Below are 22,623 nucleotides of genomic sequence, written 5' to 3' on the forward strand. Positions count from 1 at the left end.
AACTTCAAAGGATTACTTCGGAAAATCAAAGAAGAAGTTCTTTGGCTTAAAATTTTACTGGAAATAATCATTAGACAAAAACAATTATTTCCAGTAAATATTAGTTCATAAGGATTAACTAATTAACAGTCGTTTCTAACAAAATAAAATATGGAACATACGGGTTTTTACCCTTTCTCTATTATAGTGCTTTTCCGTGTAACGTTTGCGTCCAAACGGGCTACGGATTCAGAATTTTTGTATGAATGACAACCACAGTTGTTTGATATTCCTCATTCACTTCTGCATCAGAGCTTGAAATATTTACAGCAAGAGCAACTACAGCATCACCAAGGCTTGACAGATAATTTAAATCAATGTCAAGATTGAATTTGGCAATCTCACTTCCGTCTTCAACAACAACAGAAGAGGGAAGAGTGTATTTATCCGGGGATAAAATGATTGTATTACCAGGAATTGCAGCAGCCTGAATTAGGTTGTTAACTGTATCATTTTGAACAGTAAGGTCAACACTAATGTCAGCTTTCCTTTCGTATCCTGAGCGGTAAACACCCATAGGTACAATGAATTTTCCATTTGCATCATCTACTAAAAAGCGATATGCATATCCAGGGGTTGGAACGTATTCCGGATCTTCAGGAAGTTTATCAATGGTATAAATGCCATGCACTGCGGTAGGCATATATATCAACTGATCTGGATAATCAGCGTCAGCTATTTCTTGGTATTCGCAGGATGATGCAAGTGACAATATCCCGATTAGGAATGCCAGAAGCTTTATTTTATTATTCATATCTTTTTTCATCTTTATTATCATTTTATCGGTTACTACCACAATGGGTTTTGCAACCAGTTAGGCATTTTTAATAATTCTTGACGCGGAATAGGATAGAAGTACATTTTGGGTTCAAATACCCTGTTTTCAACTGTAATAACCGAGTAAGAGAACTCATTTCCATTTTTAACAATACTTGTTCCTTTAAGCGGAGCATTGAGTACTTGTGGTGCTGTCATCCAACGACGCAGATCCCAAACACGATGTCCCTCAAAAGCCAGTTCTACTATTCTTTCGTGTCGGATAACCTCGCGCATTTCGCTTTGATCTAAACCATCAGGAACCGGAGGCATGTCGACTGTGTTTCTTTGTCTAATTTGATCAACGTAAAATTTGATATCAGCATTTCCCGGATCGTATTCATTTAACGCTTCAGCATACCATAAGTAAACGTCTGCCAGACGAATCAAACTCCAGGAATGGATACTGGAGGTTCCTGTTAACAGGTTGATGTTCTCATCCAGGAATTTCTTAAGATAGTATCCGGTTTTTGTCGCCAGGTTTTTTCCTTTTCCATCTCGTCCGCCTTCCCATATTTCCATGGTGCGGCCTTTGTAAGTTGAGTTGTTAACAATGACGTTGGCATATAACCTGGGATCACGATTTGCCATGTAAGGGTTAGCTGCGTGATCGGCATTATTCCAGTCAAATGGAATAGCAGTCGTTTCATCAACTTTTATTTCATATGCGTCAACTATATTTTGAGAAGGCGCATTTCCACTTTTCCCCATATCAAAACCAATTGACCAGCAGGCTTTTTCAAAGGAATTACTGGAGCCATACCTTCTAACCAGAATATGTTCAGGGCTTTGGAACGATTGTGCTGTGATAAACAGGTTTCGATAATTGTCAGATAAAGCATAGCCTGAGCCATCAAGATCAATTACAGCCTTTGCCGCATCTGCCGCAGCTTTCCAGCGCGCAGCCCTGTCTGCAGTAGGCAATGAAATTAATTCAGGACTTGAAAATCCGGATGCCCACGATGTGTTGTTCCATAGTTCAGAAGCGGCATAAAGTAAAACTTTTGCTTTTAGAGCAAGCGCAGCACCTTTAGTGATCCTTCCTAAATTGGTATCATCATATTTTGCTGGTAGCTGAGCAGCTGCTGAATCACATTCCGAAGTAATAAAATTGATACAATCTTGTAGCGAACTACGTTGAATGTTTTCATATTCATCTCCCATTACCATGGATTGGTTAATAATAGGAACACCACCGTATCTCTTGATTAACTGGAAGTAATAATAAGCTCTTAAAAACCGGCCTTCGTATTTCCAGCGTTTAATTTCAAGTGAGCGGGTTCTGTAGATTTCTTGTTGGTCTGGTGCAGGGTCTAACCTGTATATTTCCAGGTCAATCTCATCTGAGTTTTCAAGGAACAAGTTTACATTACGGATAGCACCAAAATATTTCGCCCAAACATTGCCTGGATTTGAGATTTCATTCCAGCTTCCAACGTTGAAATCTTGAATTGATGACGTCTCAAGAGTATGTTCTGCTTCGTCACCAGCTGAGGCAATTAGAGCTCCTCCAATTTCGAAAAAACCATCTGGTAAGTCTGTGTATAATGCCGTAGCACGGGCATTACTATAATTGTAATGTGTATTAACTTCTTCTTCGCTAATGTTTGTTATGATGTCCCTGTCGAGGTCTTCACAACTATTTAGCAAGAAGATCAAGAATATTCCAAGTATATAAATTATATTTTTCATTCTTAAAGTTTTAATTGATGTGAATTACTTGAATTGGACTCTAATTCCGGCACTGAATGACTTCATTGCAGGATAATAAGATCCAACCTCGGGATCACGATAACCATCCATATGATCTAAGGAGAACAAGTTGTTCCCGTTGATGAAAATTCTGGTTTTCTCTAACTTCGCCAAGTTTGAAATTTTCGCAGGCAGAGTGTAGCCAAGTTCTATACTTCTTAGTTTAATGAAACTACCATCACGCAGCCAAAGGCTTGAATACCGGTAATTATTGTCATTATTTTCTGACGACAATCTTGGGTATGTGGCTGTTTCTGCAGTTTCGGAAGTCCATCGATTCAAGGCAATTGTTCCGGCTTTACCGTTATTCTGGAACGCTTCAAAATTTAAACCACCAAAATAGACTGAACGGCTGGCTACGCCCTGAAAGAATACATCAAAATCAAATCCTTTGTATTCTGCACCGATGCGCAGTCCTCCTGTGAAGTTTGGCAAACCTGATTTTCCAATTGGATGAATATCCAGTTCATCAATCTTCCCATCTTCATTCAGATCTTTGTATTTAACATCCCCTGGCTGAATTGCAACCCAGTTTTGCTTCGGGCTTGCATCAATATCATTCTGATCTTCGAAGAATCCGATGGCCTCAAGACCAAAAGGTTGGTTGATTGGTTGTCCGGTGCGATATAAATAGTCGTAAAGTTGAAGGGCTTCTGAGTTGAAAACCACTTTGTTTTTGAAATACCAGGCAGTTGCTTCAACAAAAAACTTAAATTCATTTGATCGGTCATTGCTATACCTAAGCATCGCTTCAAAACCTTTATTGTTCGTTTTTCCTTCATTCAGATAGGGTTTTGTATAGCCCATAAAGTCAGAATCCACCGTGTTTGGCTGAACCAAGATATCGTAACGGTCACTGTTAAATACATCCAAAGAGAAATCAAGTTTCTGGAATAATTGAGCCTCTAAACCAATGTTGAAACTTTTTTCTTTTTCCCAGGTAACATTGGGATTCGCAAGCCTACCTTGAATGATTGCCCCAGATTGAGTGTTACTGGTTCCAAAAAAGTATGGACTGGTATTTGGGTAGGTTTGATCAAACATAAAAGCCGGACCACCGATCAGTTCGTTTCCAACCATTCCATAGGAAGCTCTGAATTTTAAATAATTCACGGACTTGTTATCCTTTAGGAAGTCTTCATTTGAAACAACCCAACCAGCTGATACTGCCGGGAAGAACCCAAATCTGCTGCCGCTAGGGAAGTTACCTGATCCCATATATGAAAAGCTAACTTCTCCGATGTATTTTTGTTTATTGGCAAATGTTGCACGACCACTTACATTTTCATGTTTTATTGGTTGCGAGTTTCCGCTGATTGTAAAATTGTCGGCGTTATACATCAATACGGCACTTACATTGTTATCCCCAAAATTCCGATCATAGTTCAGGAAGCTCTGAATCACGTAACTCCGGTTCTGATCTGAAGCACCTTCACTTGCATTCAATGATTCGTTGATCCCAAATTTTGTATAAACAATTTCTCCCTGATCGTCTTTGGATATTTCAAAACTTTGATAGGATCTCGTTTTATTAGACTGACTTAAAAAGTAGCTGTTGAACGAAATTTTTGAAGTAAAACTTAGCCCTTTTGTAATAAAATCCAGTTGTTCGGTGAACCCGATAGTTGAATTAAGTGTCCGTCCGTTTGATGTGTAAAATCCTTGATTTAAGATGTCTCCAAGTGGGTTGGAATATAGGGAGTTACGTCCGAATGTGCCATTGGGGTTGTAAACCGCAAATTCATTTGGAGGTATGATAGCCATTGAGTTAAAGACATTATACGAATTGTGTCCTGCCGGATTGGCTTGATCAACAACTGTTCCGCCTACAGAAAGTTCCGTTGAAAACCGTTTTGTCAGTTGAATATCAACATTCATTCTAAAATTGATACGCTGGTATTTGCCATTCTCGCTAAATTCTGATTTGTCCCCGGATCTTATGTATAGGTTATTACTCTTTATTTGGTTCAGTAATACAAAGTACTGAACAGCTTTACTACCACCAGTGAAATTCAGATTGTAGTTTGATATAGGCGATGCATTACTTAATACTTCATCGTACCAATTTACATTGGGATGAAAATAAGGATCCGTTCCATTTTGGTATAATTGAAGATCTTCATTGGTATATAATTCAGGTTTCCCATCGTTTACCAACGCTTCGTTGTATAATCTTGCATAATCATACGAGTCAAGGTATTGAGGAAGCCGGCTCGCCATTTGTACACCTTGTTGGGTGCTGAACTCGACTTTTAGTTTACCTTCTTTTCCTCTTTTGGTGGTAATTAGTAAAACACCGTTTGCTCCACGACTTCCATACATTGCTGTTGCAGAAGCATCTTTAAGTAAAGTGACTGATTCTACTTCTTCAGAAGTCAAATCAGCGAAATTGCTTTCAAAGCCATCAACTAAGACCAGCATATCATTTTCACCAACACCAAATGTGCTGACACCTCTGGAATATAAGGTAGAGCTTTCAAATCCAGGCTCGGTAGCTAATTGCTGGGCTGTCAATCCTGGAACTCTTCCTGAAAGTTTGAAAGGGAAGCTTGTGGTGAACGTGTTTTGTAGTTCGCTGCCTTTTGCAGATGTAGTAGCGCCGGTAACCATCCATTCCGGCTGTTTGCCATAAGCGATATCTATTGCAGGTTCATCGGAAACAACGATAGTATCCTTTGAATCTGTTTGAGCTTTTAATGTGGCACTTAAGCATAACGTTATTGCAATGAATAAAAATATGCGTCGGTTATATCTATATATCATGAATGTCTTTTTTATTTATTAAACTAATTGAGTGTTTAGTACCCAGGGTTTTGAACAAGGTATCCTTTAAGCACTTCAGAACGAAGATATGGGTGTAGGTACATTCTTCTTTTAAATGTTCTGGTCTCAATTTTATATACTTGGTACCTGAAATCCGGTGCTGCTGGATCCTGGAAAATTTTCAATCCATAAAAATCTCCTTGCATAACACCATCTTGCTCAGCAATCATCCATCTTCTAATGTCGAAGAAACGATGTTCTTCATCAAACAGCTCGATTGCTCGTTCATTTCGAACACGTTCTCTAAATTCTTCCTGTGATAATCCGGAAGGTAGATCAGGTTGTCCTGAGCGGGCACGGATAATATTTACGGCGTCATAAGCTTGTTGTACCGGTCCTTGTGCTTCATTTAAAGCTTCTGCATAGTTCAAATATGCTTCTGCCAATCTGAAGAGAATGTCGTTTGGCATTTGATTCCAGGATGAAAAAGTCATTGTACGAGGGACAAATTTTAAAATAATATGTCCACCTTTATTTTGATTATTCATCTTACCACCAGCATAGTTGGTGATAACTGGAAAATCCTTGTTAAAGTATGAACCCGGAATTCCAACAGTTTGTGCAAATCTACGGTCTATCTCTTCATACTTTTGTTTAAGATCGTTTCCTCCAGTATCTGACCATTCCATGGGTGTCCCATCTTGTTTTTCATATTTATGCAAAAAGTTGGCGGTCATGGAATAGCCAATATGCCATCCCCAGCCCATACCAATGGGTAGAATACTTCCCCATGGAAATGTCCACATATCTCTTGCTCCAATATTTTTATTGGCCAGAATAATTTCAGGATTGTCATTTATTTCGTAAACGTATCTATAGTTTTCGTCGACACCCTGATCGGTAATCAAGTGAATACCACCACTTGGAGCCCAGTCAATGACTGCTTTTGCTGCATCTGCTGCTTTTTGCCACCTGTTTTGGTCATAATTTCCGTAGCAAATTAAATCATTGTTAGAAGCATCGTCCATACTCAGGTATGGCGTAGCTGTGTTAAACAATGGGCTGGCTGCGTACAATAATGTTTTTGATTTAAGCATTAATGCAGCGCCTTTAGTAATGCGCCCTTTTTGATCAGAACTACGAGTATCAGGAAGAAGTGCAATAGCTGCATCACAATCGGCTACAATAAAATTGACAAGTTCTTCCACTGAGCTTCTGGGTACAAAGAAATCATCTGTCAATTCGAACTTTTTGTCGATAATTGGAGCACCTCCATATCGTTTAAACATTTCAAAGTGGTTCAATGCTCTTAAGAACAAGGCTTCACCTTTTATTTCTTGCTTATAGGCCTGATCCAGACTTTCAACTTCATCAATTCGTTGGAGCATAATGTTCGCATAACGAAGTCCTTTAAAGCGAAGCGGCCACCTGAAGTCTTCGCGGGATTGGATATTGTCGGCAGTAATATCGCCGGTATTCCAACCTTGCTGGGAGGTCCAGGTTTGAGATGATTCTGTTTCATCGCATGCGATAGATGTCATTGCATATTGGCTACCAGTAAGTGATGTTTCTTCTCTGGCAAAGATTGTGTGTAGGCCCGTGCGATACATGGTGGCAATAAAGGTCTCTACCTGAGCTTTTGATGAGAAGATGGTATCTTCTGTTACGTCAACACCCGGGGCCTTGTCAAGAAAGTCTCCCATCATGTCTTCGCATGAAACAAAAACAGTCAGTGTCAACAGGAAAATTATAATAAATCGTATCTTATTTTTCATTGGTCTGATTTTTAGAATTTAACGTTGAACCCAAAGTTTATCGTTCTGGTAATCGGATATCCTTCAGCTTCAAATGATTTCGTTGATTCCGGATCTGCTCCTGGCAATAACTTGTCCCAGGTTAGCAGGTTATTACCGTTGACGTATAGACGCACCTGCTTGATTTTTATTTTCTGCAAAATCTTCTTTGGAATGGTATATCCAATTTCTGCGTTTTTTAAACGAAGGTATGTTGCATCTTCAATGTTCAGTGTTGAACGTTGTCCATTCGAAGCACTGGTAGTGTTCCCTGTGTTAAAGTGAGGGAAACTGATTTTTAGACCTTGATCATATCGTTCCTGGCTCCAACTTTCAACCATATAGTCAGGAGCATTTCGACCTTGTTTAAATGGCATCCAGTAGGTGGAAGGGTAGGCTAACGACACATGCGTTGCTCCTTGTAATAAAACAGAAAAATCAAATCCTTTGAAACTACCTCCCAATGAGAAACCGAAAACTACTTCTGGAAAATCTGAATAGCCAATCGGGATAACATCATCATTGTTGATTTTACCATCTCCGTTGATATCCACATATTTAACATCCCCCGGCTGTATCTTATTATTTTGGAATTCATAAACAGGGCGATTGGCGTCATTGACTTCTTCCCATGTATTAAAGAATCCGTCAGCTTTTAAACCATAGATTTGCCCAAATCTCTGACCTGTTCTATTTTGATAGGTGAAAGGCCTCGTAATTTCATCCTGAAATTCGACTATGTTGTGAGCATAGGTGAAATTTGCTTTGAGCCAATAGTTAAGTTTTCCGACTTCATCGTTGTATGAAAGCTCAGCTTCAAAACCACTGTTTTTCATTTCACCAAGGTTATAGGCCGGAAGTTGAGCCGCAACCACAACAGGAACAACATTTCTTGTCGCTAGGATATTATCGCGTTTTTCTTTGAAAAGGTCAAACGCTCCTCTAAGCTTGTCATTTGCAAATGCGAAATCGGCACCGATGTTCATCTTTTTAGCTCGTTCCCAGGTTAGGTCTTCGTTGCCCAACGCTCCTTCAATTGCTCCTTCATAGGCTTGTTGATTTGAGCCATATTCACCAAATTGGTAGATATTCCATGAATATCCATAAGCTGCAGGCATGTATAGGAATCTTTTTCCGTTTTGAGAGATGCGGATACTTCCCAGTTGGTCGTTACCAACAATCCCGTATGATCCCCTGATTTTCAAATAAGTAAGTATTTTGTTTTCAGGGAAGAACGATTCTTCTGATGCAACCCATCCAAGTGAATAAGCGGGGAAGAATCCAAAGCGTTTCCCAGGAGCAAAGTTCTCTGTACCATTGTACCCAATGTTAACTTCTGCCAAGTATTTGTCTTTGTAGCCATATGTGGTTCTACCCACAATTCCCTGGTAGCCGTTTGGTACCAGGTAAAGAAAGTCTGGATCATATCGTTTACTCTGATTGTAAAGCAACAGTCCGCTAACATCATGGTCTCCAAACGCTCTTGCATAATTTATACCAGTTTCAAAATAAACTTTCCTGTTTTTACCGAAACTTTCCTGAAAACCAAAAGGAGCTTCATAGGTTTTTGGAATAAAAACAATCGATTCATCTTCTAAACGCACGGGTCTGTATCGAACAAGATCCTTGCGGTAAAAGATGTGCTGGTTGTTGTAATTATTGTAAGAAACAGTAGCGTGGGAGGTTAGTCCTTTAGTGATAAAATCGAGGTCGTAATTGAACCGCAGTGAACTATTGAGATAATTCCGGTAGTCTTTGATATATCCGGTTCCAGACAAAAACATTTTCTGGAATGGGCTGACTCCTAATGAAACTTTGTTGTCAAGCTCAATGAACTTCCCATCAGTAATCAGGGGTTGGTCAACGGGATTGGTAGCCCAAACTGCTTCAAATATCTCATTAACTTTTGAAGAGGTTCCAGATCTGTTCTCAATGGTAGAAGACAGATTTAAACTTGCGGAAAAGCGCTTTGTAATTTCAAAGTCGAAGTTTGTACGAATATTGTATCGCTTGAAAACGATTGTAGCATCATAGTCTTCCACCAGATCCGTGTGATTAATCAGACCTTCCTGGTCAAAATAACCTAATGAAACGAAATATTTAACTTTTTCGGTTCCACCATTAATGTTCAAATTGTGTTGTGTCTGTCCCGAGCTTTTATCAAACATGTACGGGAACCAATCCACATCCGGGTGGAAAATAGGGTCATCGTGCGCAGTGTAATGAGCAATATCCTCGTCGGTGAAAACCGGAGTATAACCACCAGTGATGTACGAGTCATATTGAGCAGCGATGTTCATGCCGTTTGCAAACTCCGCTGCATTCATCGTGTTTCTGAAGTCTGTGAAACGCTGAGTTGCATGTTGCAGCGAGTAACTAACTTCTGTTTTTCCTTCGGTACCTCTTTTGGTGGTGATGATCATTACACCGTTAGCACCTCGAACACCATAAACTGCAGTTGCCGAGGCATCTTTTAGTATGGAGATACTCTCGATTTCGTTCGGGTCAATGTTGTTGTAATTATCTGTCTCAATTCCATCAACAAGCACGAGGGGATCAGCCGATCCGGTGAAAGTTCCGATACCACGAATTCGGATTGTTGTTTGGTCTTCTCCTGGTTGACCACTGCGTTGCACAGCCAATACGCCAGATAACCGGCCTACCAGTGAGTTACTAATGTTTGCCTGAGGCGACTGAACCAATTGTTTGTCGTCGATTGAGACAATTGCACCAGTCACGGTTTCTTTCTTTTGAACACCATAACCAACAACAACAACTTCATCAACACCAACTGTCTCTTCTTCGAGAGTTACGTCAAATGATGTCTTCGATCCAATTTCGATTTCCAGGCTCTTCATTCCTACAAACGAGAATACCAACGCTTTGACATTCTCGGGAACAGATAAGGAAAATTTTCCGTCAACATCGGTAACTACACCTTTTGTCGTTCCTTTTGCCACAACAGCAACGCCAGGTAATGGAAGGCCGTCACTGTCCTTTACAGAACCGGTTAGTTTTTTTTCCTGTTCAAGTACTGTTTTGACATTCGATTTTAGTTGGTCTAATTGCTCAACGTCATCCTTTTTGTATAGGAATACCTGTCGGTCATCAATCAGGTAGGCAACGTTGGTGTTACCAAATAACTCGTCAAGAACTTTTTCGATTTTCGCATCCCGAAGTGAAATGCTTTTTTCAATTTTTGTATTGACCAATTCCGAGTCGTAAACGAAGATGAATTCACTACTACTCTCGATTGACTTCAGAATACTCCCGATCGTTGAGTTCTGGAACTGAAGATCAATTTTAGTCGTTTGAGAATAAACACTGGCTGAAACAGCCACATTTCCTGCTAAAATCAGGATCGTTAGTAGTTTCATAGTTAATAAAACCCTTCTCAGTCTCCTTTTTCCCGAGGAGTCTTGAATTTCACATTTTTTCATAAATTTGTTTAGGTATTAGACATTAGCCTTACGGCGTGTTTATTTAATGATCCGGGAGATGTTGCAACCATCTTCCGGATTTATTTTTTTCAGTCTTTAAATACTATTGTTCCATTTTGATTTTCATATTTAACTTTAAAAATTGTTGATAATCCTTCAATTACTCTTTCCGGATCATCTTTTAAATCAAGTTTCCCTGAAAATAACCCGGTTTTGCCAGTTGTAAATACAGCAATATCAATATTGTAATATCTTGAAACTTTTTTTGTCAAGCTTTCAAGGTCTTCATTGTTAAAAATTAGATACCCGTGAATCCATGCAATCTGGTTTTGTACATCTTCCACTTCTGTGATTTTGAAATCCTTGGTTGAATTAGTCAACGTTGCTTTTTGGTTGGGTTTAAGAACTTGTTCCTTGGAAAATAAATTGCTGCCCGAAGAAAGGCTGACACTACCTTCCACAAGTAAAGTGTTATATTCTCTTTGTTTTTTGAAGGCCTGAACCGCGAACTTGGTACCTAGAACTTTGACTTTAAACTCATCTGTGCGCACAATAAAAGGTTTTGTTTTATCCTTAGACACTTCAAAGTATGCTTCACCCTCCAAAAACACTTCACGGATTTTTTTGTCGAAGACAGGAGGGTAAACCAATCGTGAGCCTGAATTCAAATTAACTACTGTGCCGTCTGATAGTAATATAGATGATCGTTTTCCAAAGGGAACAATAACCTGGTTGAAACTTTCTTCTGAACTAACTTTCTCTTGCTCTAATTTGGATGTATCGTTTAATGAAACGGAAGTACCATCAGGTGTGTATTCGATTTTAGACTGCTTGCTCTCAATTTCCACTCTTTCACCATTCGCTAAAACGAGTTCCGCATTTTCTGATTTTACCTTATTTAAGGATGCAAACTTTTGGAGGTTACTTCGTTGGTTTGTTAATAATATGGATGTACTAATTATACCAATGGCAAGTATAGCCGCCGCTGCATATTTAATCAGGTTATTACGTAATTGTATTTTTTCACGTTTAAAAACCCGGTGGAGTATTATATCTTTTCGTTCTTTTGGTAACGTTACTTTTTCCGATTGTATTTGCTTAACGATTTCTGCAGCTAGTTCAATCTCTGATTTTTTTTCAGGAAGGAGGCTTTTGAATTCATTTAGAGTCGTCCCGTTGACTGTTTCTTCCTTGGCAAGTTTCATAAAGTAATCATCAAGGATAAACTCTTCTGTATTGTAGGATTGGTATTGTTTTATATTCATTTTTTATTCTTACCTGAAATCGTAAATTAATATTCAACATTAGTGTGTCGATGTGGATCAACTGAAATTTAATTGGTTTGTACGGTACCTTTAATTGCCACTTCTAATATTAATAAGAGGATGGAATGATGAAAATCGGACAAAAAATTGAAACTTTTTCTGAAAAAAATAAAAGTTGAGGCTTTGATGTACGCTACAAGCTGCTCTCAAGACGGTGAATAAACCACAAAAAAAAGTTCCTGCTGCGGGTATCAGCCTTCTCAATGTCTTTTTTAATGATTTTTATCAAACGATAGATTGATTTGTAACACGCTTCAACTGTGATGTCAAGTATTGATGCAATTTCTTTGTAGCTCATTTCGCAGTCAAACCGTAAGTAAATTAATTCCTGTTGCTTTGAATTAAGTTTATTTAAGCATTTTTTTAATGCATTTTGCATCTCTGCTATTTCTTCATTCTCAATAATTACTTGCTCAGTGCTGCTATAATAATCAAACTGTGAGTCTGTAATTTGATCCGGGAGAACAAGTTTTTTTTGCTTTTTGAGATCTTTAAAAAGTTGATTTCTAAACGATTTTATTAAATAACTGCGAAGGTTTGTGACTGGGGTAAGTCTTTCCCTTTTTTTTAGCAGATAAGAAAAAAGATTTTGAATAGAGTTTTCAATGATTTGAGAATCAGTTGAAAATTTAATTCCCAGGTTGTACAGAATGTCGAAATAATCATTATAAATTCGGGAAAAAGCATTTTTAGATCCATTCGAAATAAATAGATTCCAGTCATTTAAATGATCGCTGTTATTTGTTCTAATTCTGGACAAATCCTGACGTTTCATATTCACAAAAATGCAGTATTTTTTTTAAAAAGTAAAAATTACATTTATCTTCGATGCGAAACTGCTAACAAATATGGAGTTTAATTTCGAAAGAAATTTATAAGCTTTTTGTATTGCATAACAGTTACTTGGTGGCATTTTGCTATTAAAGGGAGTAGCTTTTCCTTCATCATTGAAAAATAGGATGATTTGTTTTAAGATGTTTAAAACCTTAGTTTGTATAATCCGCTGTAATGTGCTTATTTAGTCGAACACAATCATTTTTAAAGAATTATTTAATTCCACTTTGTTGAAGTATGATGATAAAAATCGATTATTAATAGGCTTGAAAAGTAAAGACTTAGATGCTTATGAAATGATATTCTTTAGATATCACGGAAGGCTGGTTTTGTTTGCTAACAAGTTTACCTATGATCTGGAAGTTGCGCAGGATATTGTTCAGGATGCTTTCTTAACATTATGGGAAAAAGCAGATTTACTTACCATTAATGATTCTCCTAAGTCTTATCTTTTTCAGATGGTTAAAAATCGATCTTTAAATTATAAGAGACACCTAAATGTCAAGAGTTCGGTAAAGGACCGATTAATTGCTGAAATTCAATCCCTCGAAATTGATATGTATAATAGGCCTGGAGACCCGTTCGAAAGTTTGCTTGAGTCAGAACTTGAAAATAGAATTGATCAAATCATTCAGAAGTTACCTGGCAAATGCCAACGTGTATTTGTTATGAGTAGAAAGGAGCATAGAAAGAACAAAGAAATTGCAGAAGAGTTGGGGGTGTCTGTAAAAACGGTTGAGAAATATATTTCAAAAGCACTAAAGGTGTTGCGAATTGAGCTAGCCGATTACATTGGCGTTTTCATGTATCTCCTTTTTAAAAATTTGTAGAAAAAGTTTTCCCGATTGGTAGGGGTAGCACTGAGTATGACTGCGGTACAGGTTATCGTAATTTGTTGGACAGTGTACTTCTCGGAAGTCCTTTTAAAAGCGGCGGAGCGTTAATCTCGACTTCAGTTTCGATGGGATCAATCCCGAAAACTCTGCTCGATGATGGTACCGAGGTTTATCTAAATGCCGGATCTGAAATCCGTTACACAGTGAGTGAAAGTAAAATCAGGGAGGTTTTTTAAAAAAGAGAGGCTTGGTTTAACGTGAAACATTTGGATAACAAAGCGTTTGTAGTACATGTGGATTATCATGGTGTTACAGTTTAGGGACAGAGTTCAACGTGAAAGCCTACGAAACGGAAAACGAAGTTGTAACAATATTTGGAAAAGGAGTAGTGGTAATTTCGGGAAATAATAGTCATGAAATTTTAAAGGATATCATAGATGCTAAATCGCGAAAGTGCAACATTCAAAATTAGAGAAGTAAATGCTTCACTTTATACATCAAGGAAGGACAATAAACTGGAATTTTCGAAAATGCCGTTGGATGATCTAATTGTTTTATTGGAAAGAAAATACGGAGTAATAAAAAATCCATTCTTTTGCTAAGTTGCATTTACTTCACCACATGCTAAATTGAAAGCTTTTAGAGCAACCTTGAGAGGAGTGACAGACACCAACTTTTTCCTGTACAGAGTAGCTAAGATATTTGCCTGAAAAATAATCTCCACAGAAATTTAAAGTGATCCGTTTATAAGTTAACTATGAAAGTAAATCAATAAAAAAAAGGAGGATTAAATCCTCCTTCGTCACTATTATACGTTTGTGAATTTACAATTCCCGTATCCAAATATTCCGGAAACTCACCGGATTGCCATGATCTTGTAAAATAATTGGCCCATCGCCATGTGGCTTGACGGTGTATTCTGGAATGCCGATGTATTCTGTTGGCCCACGTACTTCAACATGGTGTTGCACCAACACTCCGTTTTGAATCACCGTTACACGTGGATGTGTAAAATAAGTTCCGTCGTCGTTAAAGCGAGGTGCCGTATAGATGATGTCGTATGTTTGCCAAACTCCGGGAGCTTTGCATGCATTCACCAGGGGAGCATGCTGTTTATAAATACTGCCGGCTTGCCCGTTACGATAGGTGCGGTTGTTAAAATTGTCCAACACCTGCACTTCGTAAATGCCCTGTAAAAAAATTCCGCTGTTACCCCGCCCCTGGCTTTCGCCTATCACTTCGGCAGGGGAACGCCATTCTACATGCAACTGAAAATCTTTAAACTGTCGTTTGGTTTCTATTGTACCCGAGCCTTTCTTCACGGTAGCTACCCCTTGATCAAAATCCCACGTCGGTTCTGCACCTTCAGCATTGATCCACTCGTAACCAAAAGGTTGGTTGGCACTCAACAATACAATGGCATCTGACGGGGCATCCATTGGCGTTTCGCCCGGAGTAACAACCGTCACTTCGGGATCCCAAATTTCAGTCATTTCAGGAACCATAGTTGGCCGCTCTTCCTGAGCAAATGCACTTGTACTTGCCAGCACAGCAAGTACGATTACAAAATTTCGCATAATTTATAGTTGGTTTAGGTTAAAAATTAGTTACAGGTCAAGCTCCTCCATAATGGCGTCAATTTTATCTTCAGCCGCTTTCTCTACCTCATCGTATTCGGCGCGGGAATTTAATTTGGCTGCCACTTCAAAATAGAACTTAATTTTTGGCTCGGTACCTGAAGGACGCACCGATATTTTTGTTCCGTCTTCGGTAAAAAACTGCAACACATTTGCTGTAATCTTTTGATCGATTTTCTTGCTCACACCACTAAGCAAGTTTTTCTCGGTTAGGTCAGCATAGTCTTTTACAATTTTTAGTTTGCTTCCACCCAACTCTTTCGGTGGATTGCTACGGAAAGTCACCATCATTTGCTGAATTTCATCAGCTCCGGTTTTTCCAGGACGAACGATGTATTTCATTTTTTCCTTTGAATAACCGTATTCCAGATAGATATCCTGAATCAGCTCGTACAGGGTTTTGCCTTGGTCTTTTGCCCACGCAGCAATCTCCCCCATCAACGCGCAGGAAGAAACGGCATCTTTATCGCGAACGAAATCAGCCGGCATAAAACCAAAGCTTTCTTCGCCACCACCAATATATTTCTTTTGACCTTCAAGGTCGCGAATTATTTCGGCAATATATTTAAACCCGGTAAAAACGTCGAAATACTCAATGCCATTAGCACGAGCGATATCGGCAATTTTCTCGGTCGAAACAATGGTTTTTACAATGAACTCATTTCCTTTAAGCGCATTGCTTTCTTTCATTTTTGTAATGATATAATAAATGAAAAGCAAGGCGGTTTGATTCCCATTTATAATGATGAATTCACCTTTGTCATTTTTAACAGCTACTCCAAGTCGGTCGGCATCCGGATCAGACGCTAACACCACATCGGCATCAATTTCGGCTCCCTTCTTCATCGCCATTTCCATGGCCGCAGTTTCTTCGGGATTTGGAGATACCACCGTTGGAAAATCACCACTTACCACATCCTGCTCGGGAACGTTAATGATATTTGTAAAACCGAATGCCCGCAGTGCTGCAGGAATTAATTTCACTCCTGTTCCATGAATCGGCGTGTAGACAATTTTCAGGTCTTTGTGCCTAGCTACAACTTCGGGAGCAATGGAAACTGTTTTAACTTGCTCCAAAAACTTCTGATCCATTTCGTCACCCAAAATCTCAATCAAGTCTTTGTTGCCTTCAAATTTGATATCTTCAGCATTTACTTTACCAACTTCGTCAATAATATTTTTATCATGAGGACCTACAATCTGTGAACCATCAGTCCAGTAAGCTTTATACCCATTGTACTCTTTGGGGTTGTGCGAGGCAGTTAAAATAATACCACTTTGGCAGCCTAGTTCACGAATGGCATACGACAATTCCGGTGTTGGACGCAAATCTTCGAAGAGATATACTTTAATTCCGTTTGCAGAAAAGATATCAGCACTTTTTTCGGAGAACAAACGGCTGTTGTTACGGCAATCATAACCAATGGCAACTTTTATTTCCTGCCCGGCAAACTCCTTATTCAGGTAGTTACTCAAGCCTTGAGTTGCCGCACCTACCGTATAAATATTCATTCGATTTGTTCCCGCTCCCATAATTCCGCGCAATCCACCAGTCCCAAATTCAAGATCACGATAAAAAGAATCGATCAACTCATTTTTATCCTCCTGCTCCAACATCCGTTTAACTTCGTTGCGGGTTTCTTCGTCGTAAACATCGGTTAACCATGTTTGTGCTTTACTGATTACCGCATCTAAAACATCTTTATTTGTTGCCATCTTTATCTATTTTTTTATTTGAACAATACATTTTTTCAGGCTATCGCGCCAGTAGGGAATTTGAATTCCAAAAATACGTTTAATTTTAGATTTATTCAGAACGCTATATGCCGGACGCGCGGCCGGAGTAGGATAATCTTCGGTTGGGATTGGTCTGACATTGCAATCAATATCATAAATTTCATGAATCGATTTGGCAAAATCATACCAACTACAAACGCCTTCACTGGAATAGTGGTAGATCCCGGGCTTCCAAATGCATTCTTTATCTTCTGTTTTTGAAATGATTGTTAAAATTGCTTGTGCCAGATCTCCGGCAAAAGTTGGAGTGCCAATCTGATCGTTGACCACTTTTACCTCGTCTCGTTCCAGTCCAAGCTTAATCATCGTTTTCAGGAAATTTTTCCCGGTAGCTGAATACAACCAAGAAGTCCGGATAACCATGGCCGACTTCGATTCTTTCAACAAAGCAATTTCACCATTGAGTTTACTTTTTCCATAAAATGATTCCGGGTTCACCAAGTCATTCTCGGTGTATGGTGTATAGCTGGTTCCATCGAACACATAGTCAGTTGAAATATGAATAACTTTGAAATTGTGGGCTACAGCTAATTTCCCAATCCAGCCGGGCACCTTTGTATTTAATAAACCTGCTAATTCAGTATCTTTCTCAGCAACATCAACTGCCGTATAAGCTGCACAATTAACCAGGTAGTCAGGCTTCACATTTTCAACAAAGGCATCCAAAGCCACTTTGTCTGTTAAATCCAATTCGTTAATGTCAGTAAAAAAGAATTGAAAATCATGATATTGATTGGCAATAGCATTGATTTCTGAACCCAATTGTCCTTCAGCACCGGTAACAAGAATTTTCACCATAACTTAAAAGTTGTATTCTGCTTCTTGAAATAATACATTCTTTTGATCTTTGTCAGATACCAAGGCATCTTTTTCATCCACTTTCCAGTCTATATTTAGTTGTGGATCATTGTATAATATTCCTCTTTCAGCTTCCGGATGGTAATATCCATCGCATTTATAGGAAAACACCGCCGTTTCGCTTAATACGGAAAAGCCATGTGCAAACCCACGCGGAATATAAAACTGCTTTTTGTTTTCTCCACTCAATTCAAGGCCAAACCATTGTCCTAAGGTTGGCGAATCCTTCCGCAAATCAACTGCTACATCAAAAACAGCTCCTTCAATCACCCGCACGAGTTTTGCTTGCGCATAGGGCTTTAATTGATAATGTAACCCTCGAATAACCCCTTTGGTTGACTTCGACTCGTTATCTTGTACAAAAGAAGTTGATATTCCTGCTTCTTTTAGATTTTTTGCGTTAAATGATTCTAAAAAATATCCGCGCTCGTCCTTAAAAACCCGGGGTGTTAAAACCAATAATCCTGCTATCGGAGTATTTTTAATTTCCATGAAAAGTTGATTCGATTAAAATGAAGTTATTTTTTTATGCGCCAGTTTATAGAGATACTCGCCATATTGATTTTTCATGAGTGGTTCTGCTAGCTCGAGTAGCTGGTCCTTATTAATATATCCCTTCTTGAAAGCAATTTCCTCGAGGCACGACACTTTCAACCCTTGGCGTTGCTCAATGGTGGCGATAAAATTCGAAGCCTGTAATAAGCTGTCATGAGTGCCTGTATCAAGCCAGGCAAAACCGCGCCCCAATAGTTGAACCTTCAACCGTTTTTCTTCCAGATACAATCGGTTCAAATCAGTAATCTCCAACTCTCCTCTTGGTGAGGGTTTCAAGGACTTTGCTTTTTCAATCACATCATTGGAATAAAAATAGAGACCTGTTACGGCATAATTCGACTTGGCTTCCTCCGGCTTTTCTTCAATTGACAGAACATTTCCTTGCTCATCAAAATCCACAACACCATAGCGCTCCGGATCATTCACGTAATAACCGAAAACCAAAGCTCCATCCTGCAACTGTCCGGCATCGCCTAATATTTTACTGAAGTTGTAACCATAAAAAATATTGTCACCTAAAATTAAACAAACCTGATCGTTCCCAATAAATTCTTCACCAATCAGAAAGGCCTGAGCCAAACCATCGGGCGATGGCTGAACGGCATATTGCAAGTCGATCCCTAATTGCGATCCATCACCCAATAAATCCTGATAAACCGGCACATCCTGGGGCGTTGAAATAATCAGAATCTCGCGTATGCCGGCCAGCATTAAAACCGACAAGGGGTAATAAATCATCGGTTTGTCGTAAACCGGTATTATTTGTTTTGATATTGATTTCGTAATTGGATACAATCGGGTACCGGAACCTCCGGCTAAAATAATTCCTTTCATAACTAACTTATTTTTAGCAATTCATCGAAATATGAAATTGTTTTTGTCAATCCTTCTTCCAATTGGATTTTGGGTTCCCAGCCATTCAATTTTTCCTTTGCCAGCGAAATATCGGGTTTTCGCTGAATTGGATCATCTTCAGGCAGAGGCAAGTAAACTATTTTAGATCGGCTTCCGGTCAGCTCAATAATACGTTGAGCTAACTCAAGCATTGTGAACTCATTTGGATTACCAATATTCACCGGGCCAATAAATTCATCCGGTGTTTTCATCATGCGTTTAAATCCTTCAACCAAATCATCAACATACTGAAAGCTTCGGCTTTGCAGTCCATCTCCAAAAATGGTGATGTCCTCGTTTTTAAGCGCCTGTACGATAAAGTTGGAAACCACTCGCCCATCGTCCGGCTCCATTTTAGGACCGTAAGTATTGAATATGCGAACGATTTTAATGGGGACTTGGTTTTGCGAATAATAATTAACAAAAAGCGACTCCGCACAACGTTTTCCTTCGTCATAACACGAACGCACGCCTATGGGGTTAACGTTGCCCCAGTACGATTCGGGCTGTGGATGCAATTCAGGATCGCCATACACTTCGCTGGTCGACGCCTGTAATATTTTAGCTTTTACCCGCTTTGCCAAACCCAGCATATTGATTGATCCCATTACCGACGTTTTAATCGTTTTAATAGGATTGTACTGATAATGAACAGGAGAAGCCGGACAGGCCAGGTTATAAATTTCATCAACTTCAATATAATAAGGCATAGTGATATCGTGCCTTACTAATTCGAAATAGGGATTATCCAGAAGATGAACCACTTTTTGCTTTGAGCCGGTAAAGAAATTATCTAGGCAAATGACTTCGTGCCCATCGTTTAAAAGCTGTTCGCATAAGTGAGAGCCTATAAATCCGGCACCCCCGGTAATTAAAATGCGTTTTTTTCGAGCATCCATTTGGGTCGGTTTTTTCTATTTTAAGCAGCCAGTTTAAAAGTTCTCCTTTTCTACCAATCAAAACTTCAACGCTGGCCTACAATTGTACAATTCAGACAACTGACCAAAAGTAGAAAATAAATCAGTTTCGACAATAATAATTGAGCTCCAATACCGTGCCGCCGGTTGATTTATCGAACAATTGGCGACCAACTCAAATATAAAAAGAATAGCGAGTTGTTAAATCTACTCGTTTTCACCAAAAAAGCACTGAGAATCTTTGAATTATAGCATATAAATCCTAATTTTGCGGCGCATTTAAACAAATATAAAGTCTAACTTATTAATTAATTGATTATTACATGACAGAAGAAAAAAAAGAGAACCTCGAACCAAAAGAGGAACTCAAACAACAAGAAGTTGTAGAAGAAACAAAACAAGCTGAAGAAACAGCCGCTGTTGAAGAAACTGCAAAAGAGGAAACGGCTCCCGTTGCTGAAGAAGCTGCTCCTGAAGAAGTGAAAGAAGAAATCGCTCCTGAGGAGGAAAAACAAGAAACGGCACCAGCTGTTGAAACAGAAGAAGAAAAAGTAGCTCCTGCTGCTGAATCTGAAGAATTTGACTGGGATGCACTGGAAGCAGACGATGAAGGTTTTGCTGGTAAAAAGAATACCGAACTAGTGGATCTTTACGACAATACCTTAAACACGGTTCAAGAGAAAGAAGTACTGGAAGGTACTGTTATCTCAATGAACAAACGCGAAGTTGTTGTTGATATCGGCTACAAATCTGACGGTATTGTAAGCTTAAACGAATTCCGTTATAACCCGGAACTGAAAGTTGGGGATACGGTTGAAGTTTATGTTGAAAGTCTGGAAGACAAAAAAGGACAAATGATCCTGTCGCACAAAAAAGCACGTGCAGTTCGTTCTTGGGACCGTGTAAATGATGCGCTGGACAAAGACGAAATTATCAAAGGATACATCAAATGCCGCACAAAAGGTGGTATGATTGTCGATGTATTCGGAATTGAAGCTTTCTTGCCAGGTTCACAAATTGATGTGAAGCCAATCCGTGACTATGATATGTACGTTGGTAAAAACATGGAATTCAAGGTGGTTAAAATCAACCAGGAATTCCGTAACGTCGTTGTATCGCACAAAGCATTGATTGAAGCAGAGCTTGAGCAACAGAAGAAAGAAATTATCTCTAAATTAGAGAAAGGTCAGGTACTTGAAGGAACTGTTAAAAACGTTACTTCGTACGGTGTATTCATCGACCTTGGAGGTGTTGACGGATTGATTCACATCACTGACTTAAGCTGGGGACGTATTTCTCATCCGAACGAAATCGTTGAATTGGATCAAAAACTGAATGTTGTAATCCTTGATTTCGATGATGACAAAAAACGGATTGCCCTTGGCTTGAAACAATTGACTCCTCATCCATGGGACAACCTGGATACTGAGTTGAAAGTTGGCGACAGCGTGAAAGGTAAAGTTGTTGTAATGGCTGACTACGGTGCGTTTGTTGAAATCGCTCCGGGAGTTGAAGGTTTGATCCACGTTTCAGAAATGAGCTGGTCACAGCACTTGCGCAGCGCTCAGGACTTCCTGAAAGTTGGTGACGAAGTAGAGGCTCAGATTTTGACTTTGGACCGCGATGAGCGTAAAATGTCGCTGGGTATCAAACAATTGAAAAAAGATCCATGGCAAGAAATCGACACCAAATTTGGTATCGGAACAAAACACAGCGCAACGGTTCGCAACTTCACCAACTTTGGTGTATTTGTTGAAATCGAAGAAGGTGTTGACGGATTGATTCACATTTCAGACTTGAGCTGGACGAAGAAAATCAAACACCCATCTGAATTCACTTCCATTGGTGCTCAGGTCGAAGTTGTTGTGTTGGACATCGACAAAGACAACCGTCGTTTAAGCCTTGGGCACAAACAATTGGAAGAAAATCCATGGGATGTGTTCGAAACTATTTTCTCTGTTGATTCTATCCACGAAGGAACCGTTGTTGAATTATTCGACAAAGGTGCAACTATCGCTCTTCCATATGGTGTTGAAGGATTTGCAACTCCTCGCCACCTGATAAAAGAAGATGGTTCAAAAGCCAGCCTGGAAGAAAAAATGGACTTCAAAGTGATTGAATTCTCTAAAGCAGCAAAACGAATCATTCTTTCTCACTCACGTGTATTCGAAGACGAGAAAAGAACAGAAGAAACTGCTAAGAAGAAAACTCAAAGCAAACAAACTGCAAAAGCAATGAAAACGGTGAAAGACAGCCAGGAAAAAACAACTCTTGGTGACATCAGTGAATTGGCTGCTTTGAAATCACAAATGGAAGCAGAAGAGAATAAAGAAAAATAGATCATAAACTCTATCAATAGTTTCAACA

The 22,623-nt window shown here is 39.1% G+C and carries 15 protein-coding genes; 2 read left to right on the forward strand and 13 right to left on the reverse strand.

What is annotated here, in order from left to right; genetic code table 11:
• Window positions 1-220: 220 nt before the first annotated feature.
• The 7 genes from GR929_RS05370 to GR929_RS05400 form a co-directional block, all read right to left on the reverse strand.
• Window positions 221-805, reverse strand: a complete 585-nt coding sequence (locus GR929_RS05370) for a DUF1735 domain-containing protein (protein WP_159517918.1) — start codon at window positions 803-805, stop codon at window positions 221-223.
• A 23-nt stretch (window positions 806-828) separates the two neighbouring features.
• The gene (locus GR929_RS05375; protein WP_159517919.1) at window positions 829-2,547 is read right to left on the reverse strand and encodes a RagB/SusD family nutrient uptake outer membrane protein; all 1,719 of its coding nucleotides are present in this window, start codon (window positions 2,545-2,547) and stop codon (window positions 829-831) included.
• A gap of 24 nt (window positions 2,548-2,571) precedes the next feature.
• Window positions 2,572-5,370 carry a SusC/RagA family TonB-linked outer membrane protein gene (locus GR929_RS05380; RefSeq protein WP_159517920.1) on the reverse strand — a complete coding sequence of 933 codons (2,799 nt, stop codon included), beginning with the start codon at window positions 5,368-5,370 and terminating at the stop codon, window positions 2,572-2,574.
• 35 nt (window positions 5,371-5,405) lie between these two features.
• On the reverse strand, window positions 5,406-7,145 hold the full coding sequence (locus GR929_RS05385; protein ID WP_159517921.1) for a RagB/SusD family nutrient uptake outer membrane protein: 1,740 nt from the start codon (window positions 7,143-7,145) through the stop codon (window positions 5,406-5,408).
• An 11-nt stretch (window positions 7,146-7,156) separates the two neighbouring features.
• A complete protein-coding gene (locus GR929_RS05390; RefSeq protein ID WP_159517922.1) occupies window positions 7,157-10,540 on the reverse strand; it encodes a TonB-dependent receptor in 3,384 nt (1,127 codons plus the stop codon).
• Window positions 10,541-10,692: 152 nt separating this feature from the next.
• Window positions 10,693-11,868, reverse strand: a complete 1,176-nt coding sequence (locus tag GR929_RS05395; protein WP_159517923.1) for a FecR family protein — start codon at window positions 11,866-11,868, stop codon at window positions 10,693-10,695.
• A gap of 193 nt (window positions 11,869-12,061) precedes the next feature.
• Window positions 12,062-12,703 carry an RNA polymerase sigma factor gene (locus tag GR929_RS05400; protein ID WP_235934119.1) on the reverse strand — a complete coding sequence of 214 codons (642 nt, stop codon included), beginning with the start codon at window positions 12,701-12,703 and terminating at the stop codon, window positions 12,062-12,064.
• 289 nt (window positions 12,704-12,992) lie between these two features.
• Here GR929_RS05400 and GR929_RS05405 point away from each other — a divergent pair, with 289 nt between their 5' ends.
• Entirely contained in the window at window positions 12,993-13,592 is a 600-nt protein-coding gene (locus GR929_RS05405; RefSeq protein WP_235934077.1) for an RNA polymerase sigma-70 factor, read from the forward strand.
• 830 nt (window positions 13,593-14,422) lie between these two features.
• On the opposite strand, the gene GR929_RS05410 is transcribed toward GR929_RS05405, so the two are convergent.
• The 6 genes from GR929_RS05410 to GR929_RS05435 are packed head-to-tail and all read right to left on the reverse strand — an operon-like array spanning window position 14,423 to window position 20,238.
• Window positions 14,423-15,175: a 3-keto-disaccharide hydrolase gene (locus tag GR929_RS05410; protein WP_159517926.1), complete on the reverse strand. Its 753-nt coding sequence runs from the start codon at window positions 15,173-15,175 to the stop codon at window positions 14,423-14,425.
• Between the two features lie 30 nt (window positions 15,176-15,205).
• Window positions 15,206-16,951 carry a phospho-sugar mutase gene (locus GR929_RS05415; RefSeq protein ID WP_159517927.1) on the reverse strand — a complete coding sequence of 582 codons (1,746 nt, stop codon included), beginning with the start codon at window positions 16,949-16,951 and terminating at the stop codon, window positions 15,206-15,208.
• Window positions 16,952-16,957: 6 nt separating this feature from the next.
• The gene (gene rfbD, locus GR929_RS05420) at window positions 16,958-17,830 is read right to left on the reverse strand and encodes a dTDP-4-dehydrorhamnose reductase (RefSeq protein WP_159517928.1); all 873 of its coding nucleotides are present in this window, start codon (window positions 17,828-17,830) and stop codon (window positions 16,958-16,960) included.
• A 3-nt stretch (window positions 17,831-17,833) separates the two neighbouring features.
• Window positions 17,834-18,382 carry a dTDP-4-dehydrorhamnose 3,5-epimerase gene (gene rfbC / locus GR929_RS05425; protein WP_159517929.1) on the reverse strand — a complete coding sequence of 183 codons (549 nt, stop codon included), beginning with the start codon at window positions 18,380-18,382 and terminating at the stop codon, window positions 17,834-17,836.
• Between the two features lie 15 nt (window positions 18,383-18,397).
• On the reverse strand, window positions 18,398-19,279 hold the full coding sequence (gene rfbA / locus GR929_RS05430; RefSeq protein WP_159517930.1) for a glucose-1-phosphate thymidylyltransferase RfbA: 882 nt from the start codon (window positions 19,277-19,279) through the stop codon (window positions 18,398-18,400).
• A gap of 2 nt (window positions 19,280-19,281) precedes the next feature.
• On the reverse strand, window positions 19,282-20,238 hold the full coding sequence (locus tag GR929_RS05435; protein ID WP_159517931.1) for a UDP-glucuronic acid decarboxylase family protein: 957 nt from the start codon (window positions 20,236-20,238) through the stop codon (window positions 19,282-19,284).
• A gap of 341 nt (window positions 20,239-20,579) precedes the next feature.
• Here GR929_RS05435 and rpsA point away from each other — a divergent pair, with 341 nt between their 5' ends.
• On the forward strand, window positions 20,580-22,595 hold the full coding sequence (gene rpsA, locus GR929_RS05440) for a 30S ribosomal protein S1 (RefSeq protein WP_201300915.1): 2,016 nt from the start codon (window positions 20,580-20,582) through the stop codon (window positions 22,593-22,595).
• The last annotated feature ends 28 nt before the right edge of the window (window positions 22,596-22,623 follow it).

This window comes from Sunxiuqinia indica (assembly GCF_009847015.1).
Classification (GTDB): Bacteria; Bacteroidota; Bacteroidia; order Bacteroidales; family Prolixibacteraceae; genus Sunxiuqinia; species Sunxiuqinia indica.

Coding starts and splice junctions, on each gene's coding strand:
- GR929_RS05370 (WP_159517918.1), bottom strand. CDS start 805: ATGAAAAAAGATATGAATAATAAAATAAAGCTTCTGGCATTCCTAATC.
- GR929_RS05380 (WP_159517920.1), bottom strand. CDS start 5,370: ATGATATATAGATATAACCGACGCATATTTTTATTCATTGCAATAACG.
- rfbC (WP_159517929.1), bottom strand. CDS start 18,382: ATGGAAATTAAAAATACTCCGATAGCAGGATTATTGGTTTTAACACCC.
- GR929_RS05385 (WP_159517921.1), bottom strand. CDS start 7,145: ATGAAAAATAAGATACGATTTATTATAATTTTCCTGTTGACACTGACT.
- rpsA (WP_201300915.1), top strand. CDS start 20,580: ATGACAGAAGAAAAAAAAGAGAACCTCGAACCAAAAGAGGAACTCAAA.
- rfbA (WP_159517930.1), bottom strand. CDS start 19,279: ATGAAAGGAATTATTTTAGCCGGAGGTTCCGGTACCCGATTGTATCCA.
- GR929_RS05435 (WP_159517931.1), bottom strand. CDS start 20,238: ATGGATGCTCGAAAAAAACGCATTTTAATTACCGGGGGTGCCGGATTT.
- GR929_RS05395 (WP_159517923.1), bottom strand. CDS start 11,868: ATGAATATAAAACAATACCAATCCTACAATACAGAAGAGTTTATCCTT.
- GR929_RS05410 (WP_159517926.1), bottom strand. CDS start 15,175: ATGCGAAATTTTGTAATCGTACTTGCTGTGCTGGCAAGTACAAGTGCA.
- rfbD (WP_159517928.1), bottom strand. CDS start 17,830: ATGGTGAAAATTCTTGTTACCGGTGCTGAAGGACAATTGGGTTCAGAA.
- GR929_RS05390 (WP_159517922.1), bottom strand. CDS start 10,540: ATGAAACTACTAACGATCCTGATTTTAGCAGGAAATGTGGCTGTTTCA.
- GR929_RS05415 (WP_159517927.1), bottom strand. CDS start 16,951: ATGGCAACAAATAAAGATGTTTTAGATGCGGTAATCAGTAAAGCACAA.
- GR929_RS05375 (WP_159517919.1), bottom strand. CDS start 2,547: ATGAAAAATATAATTTATATACTTGGAATATTCTTGATCTTCTTGCTA.
- GR929_RS05400 (WP_235934119.1), bottom strand. CDS start 12,703: ATGAAACGTCAGGATTTGTCCAGAATTAGAACAAATAACAGCGATCAT.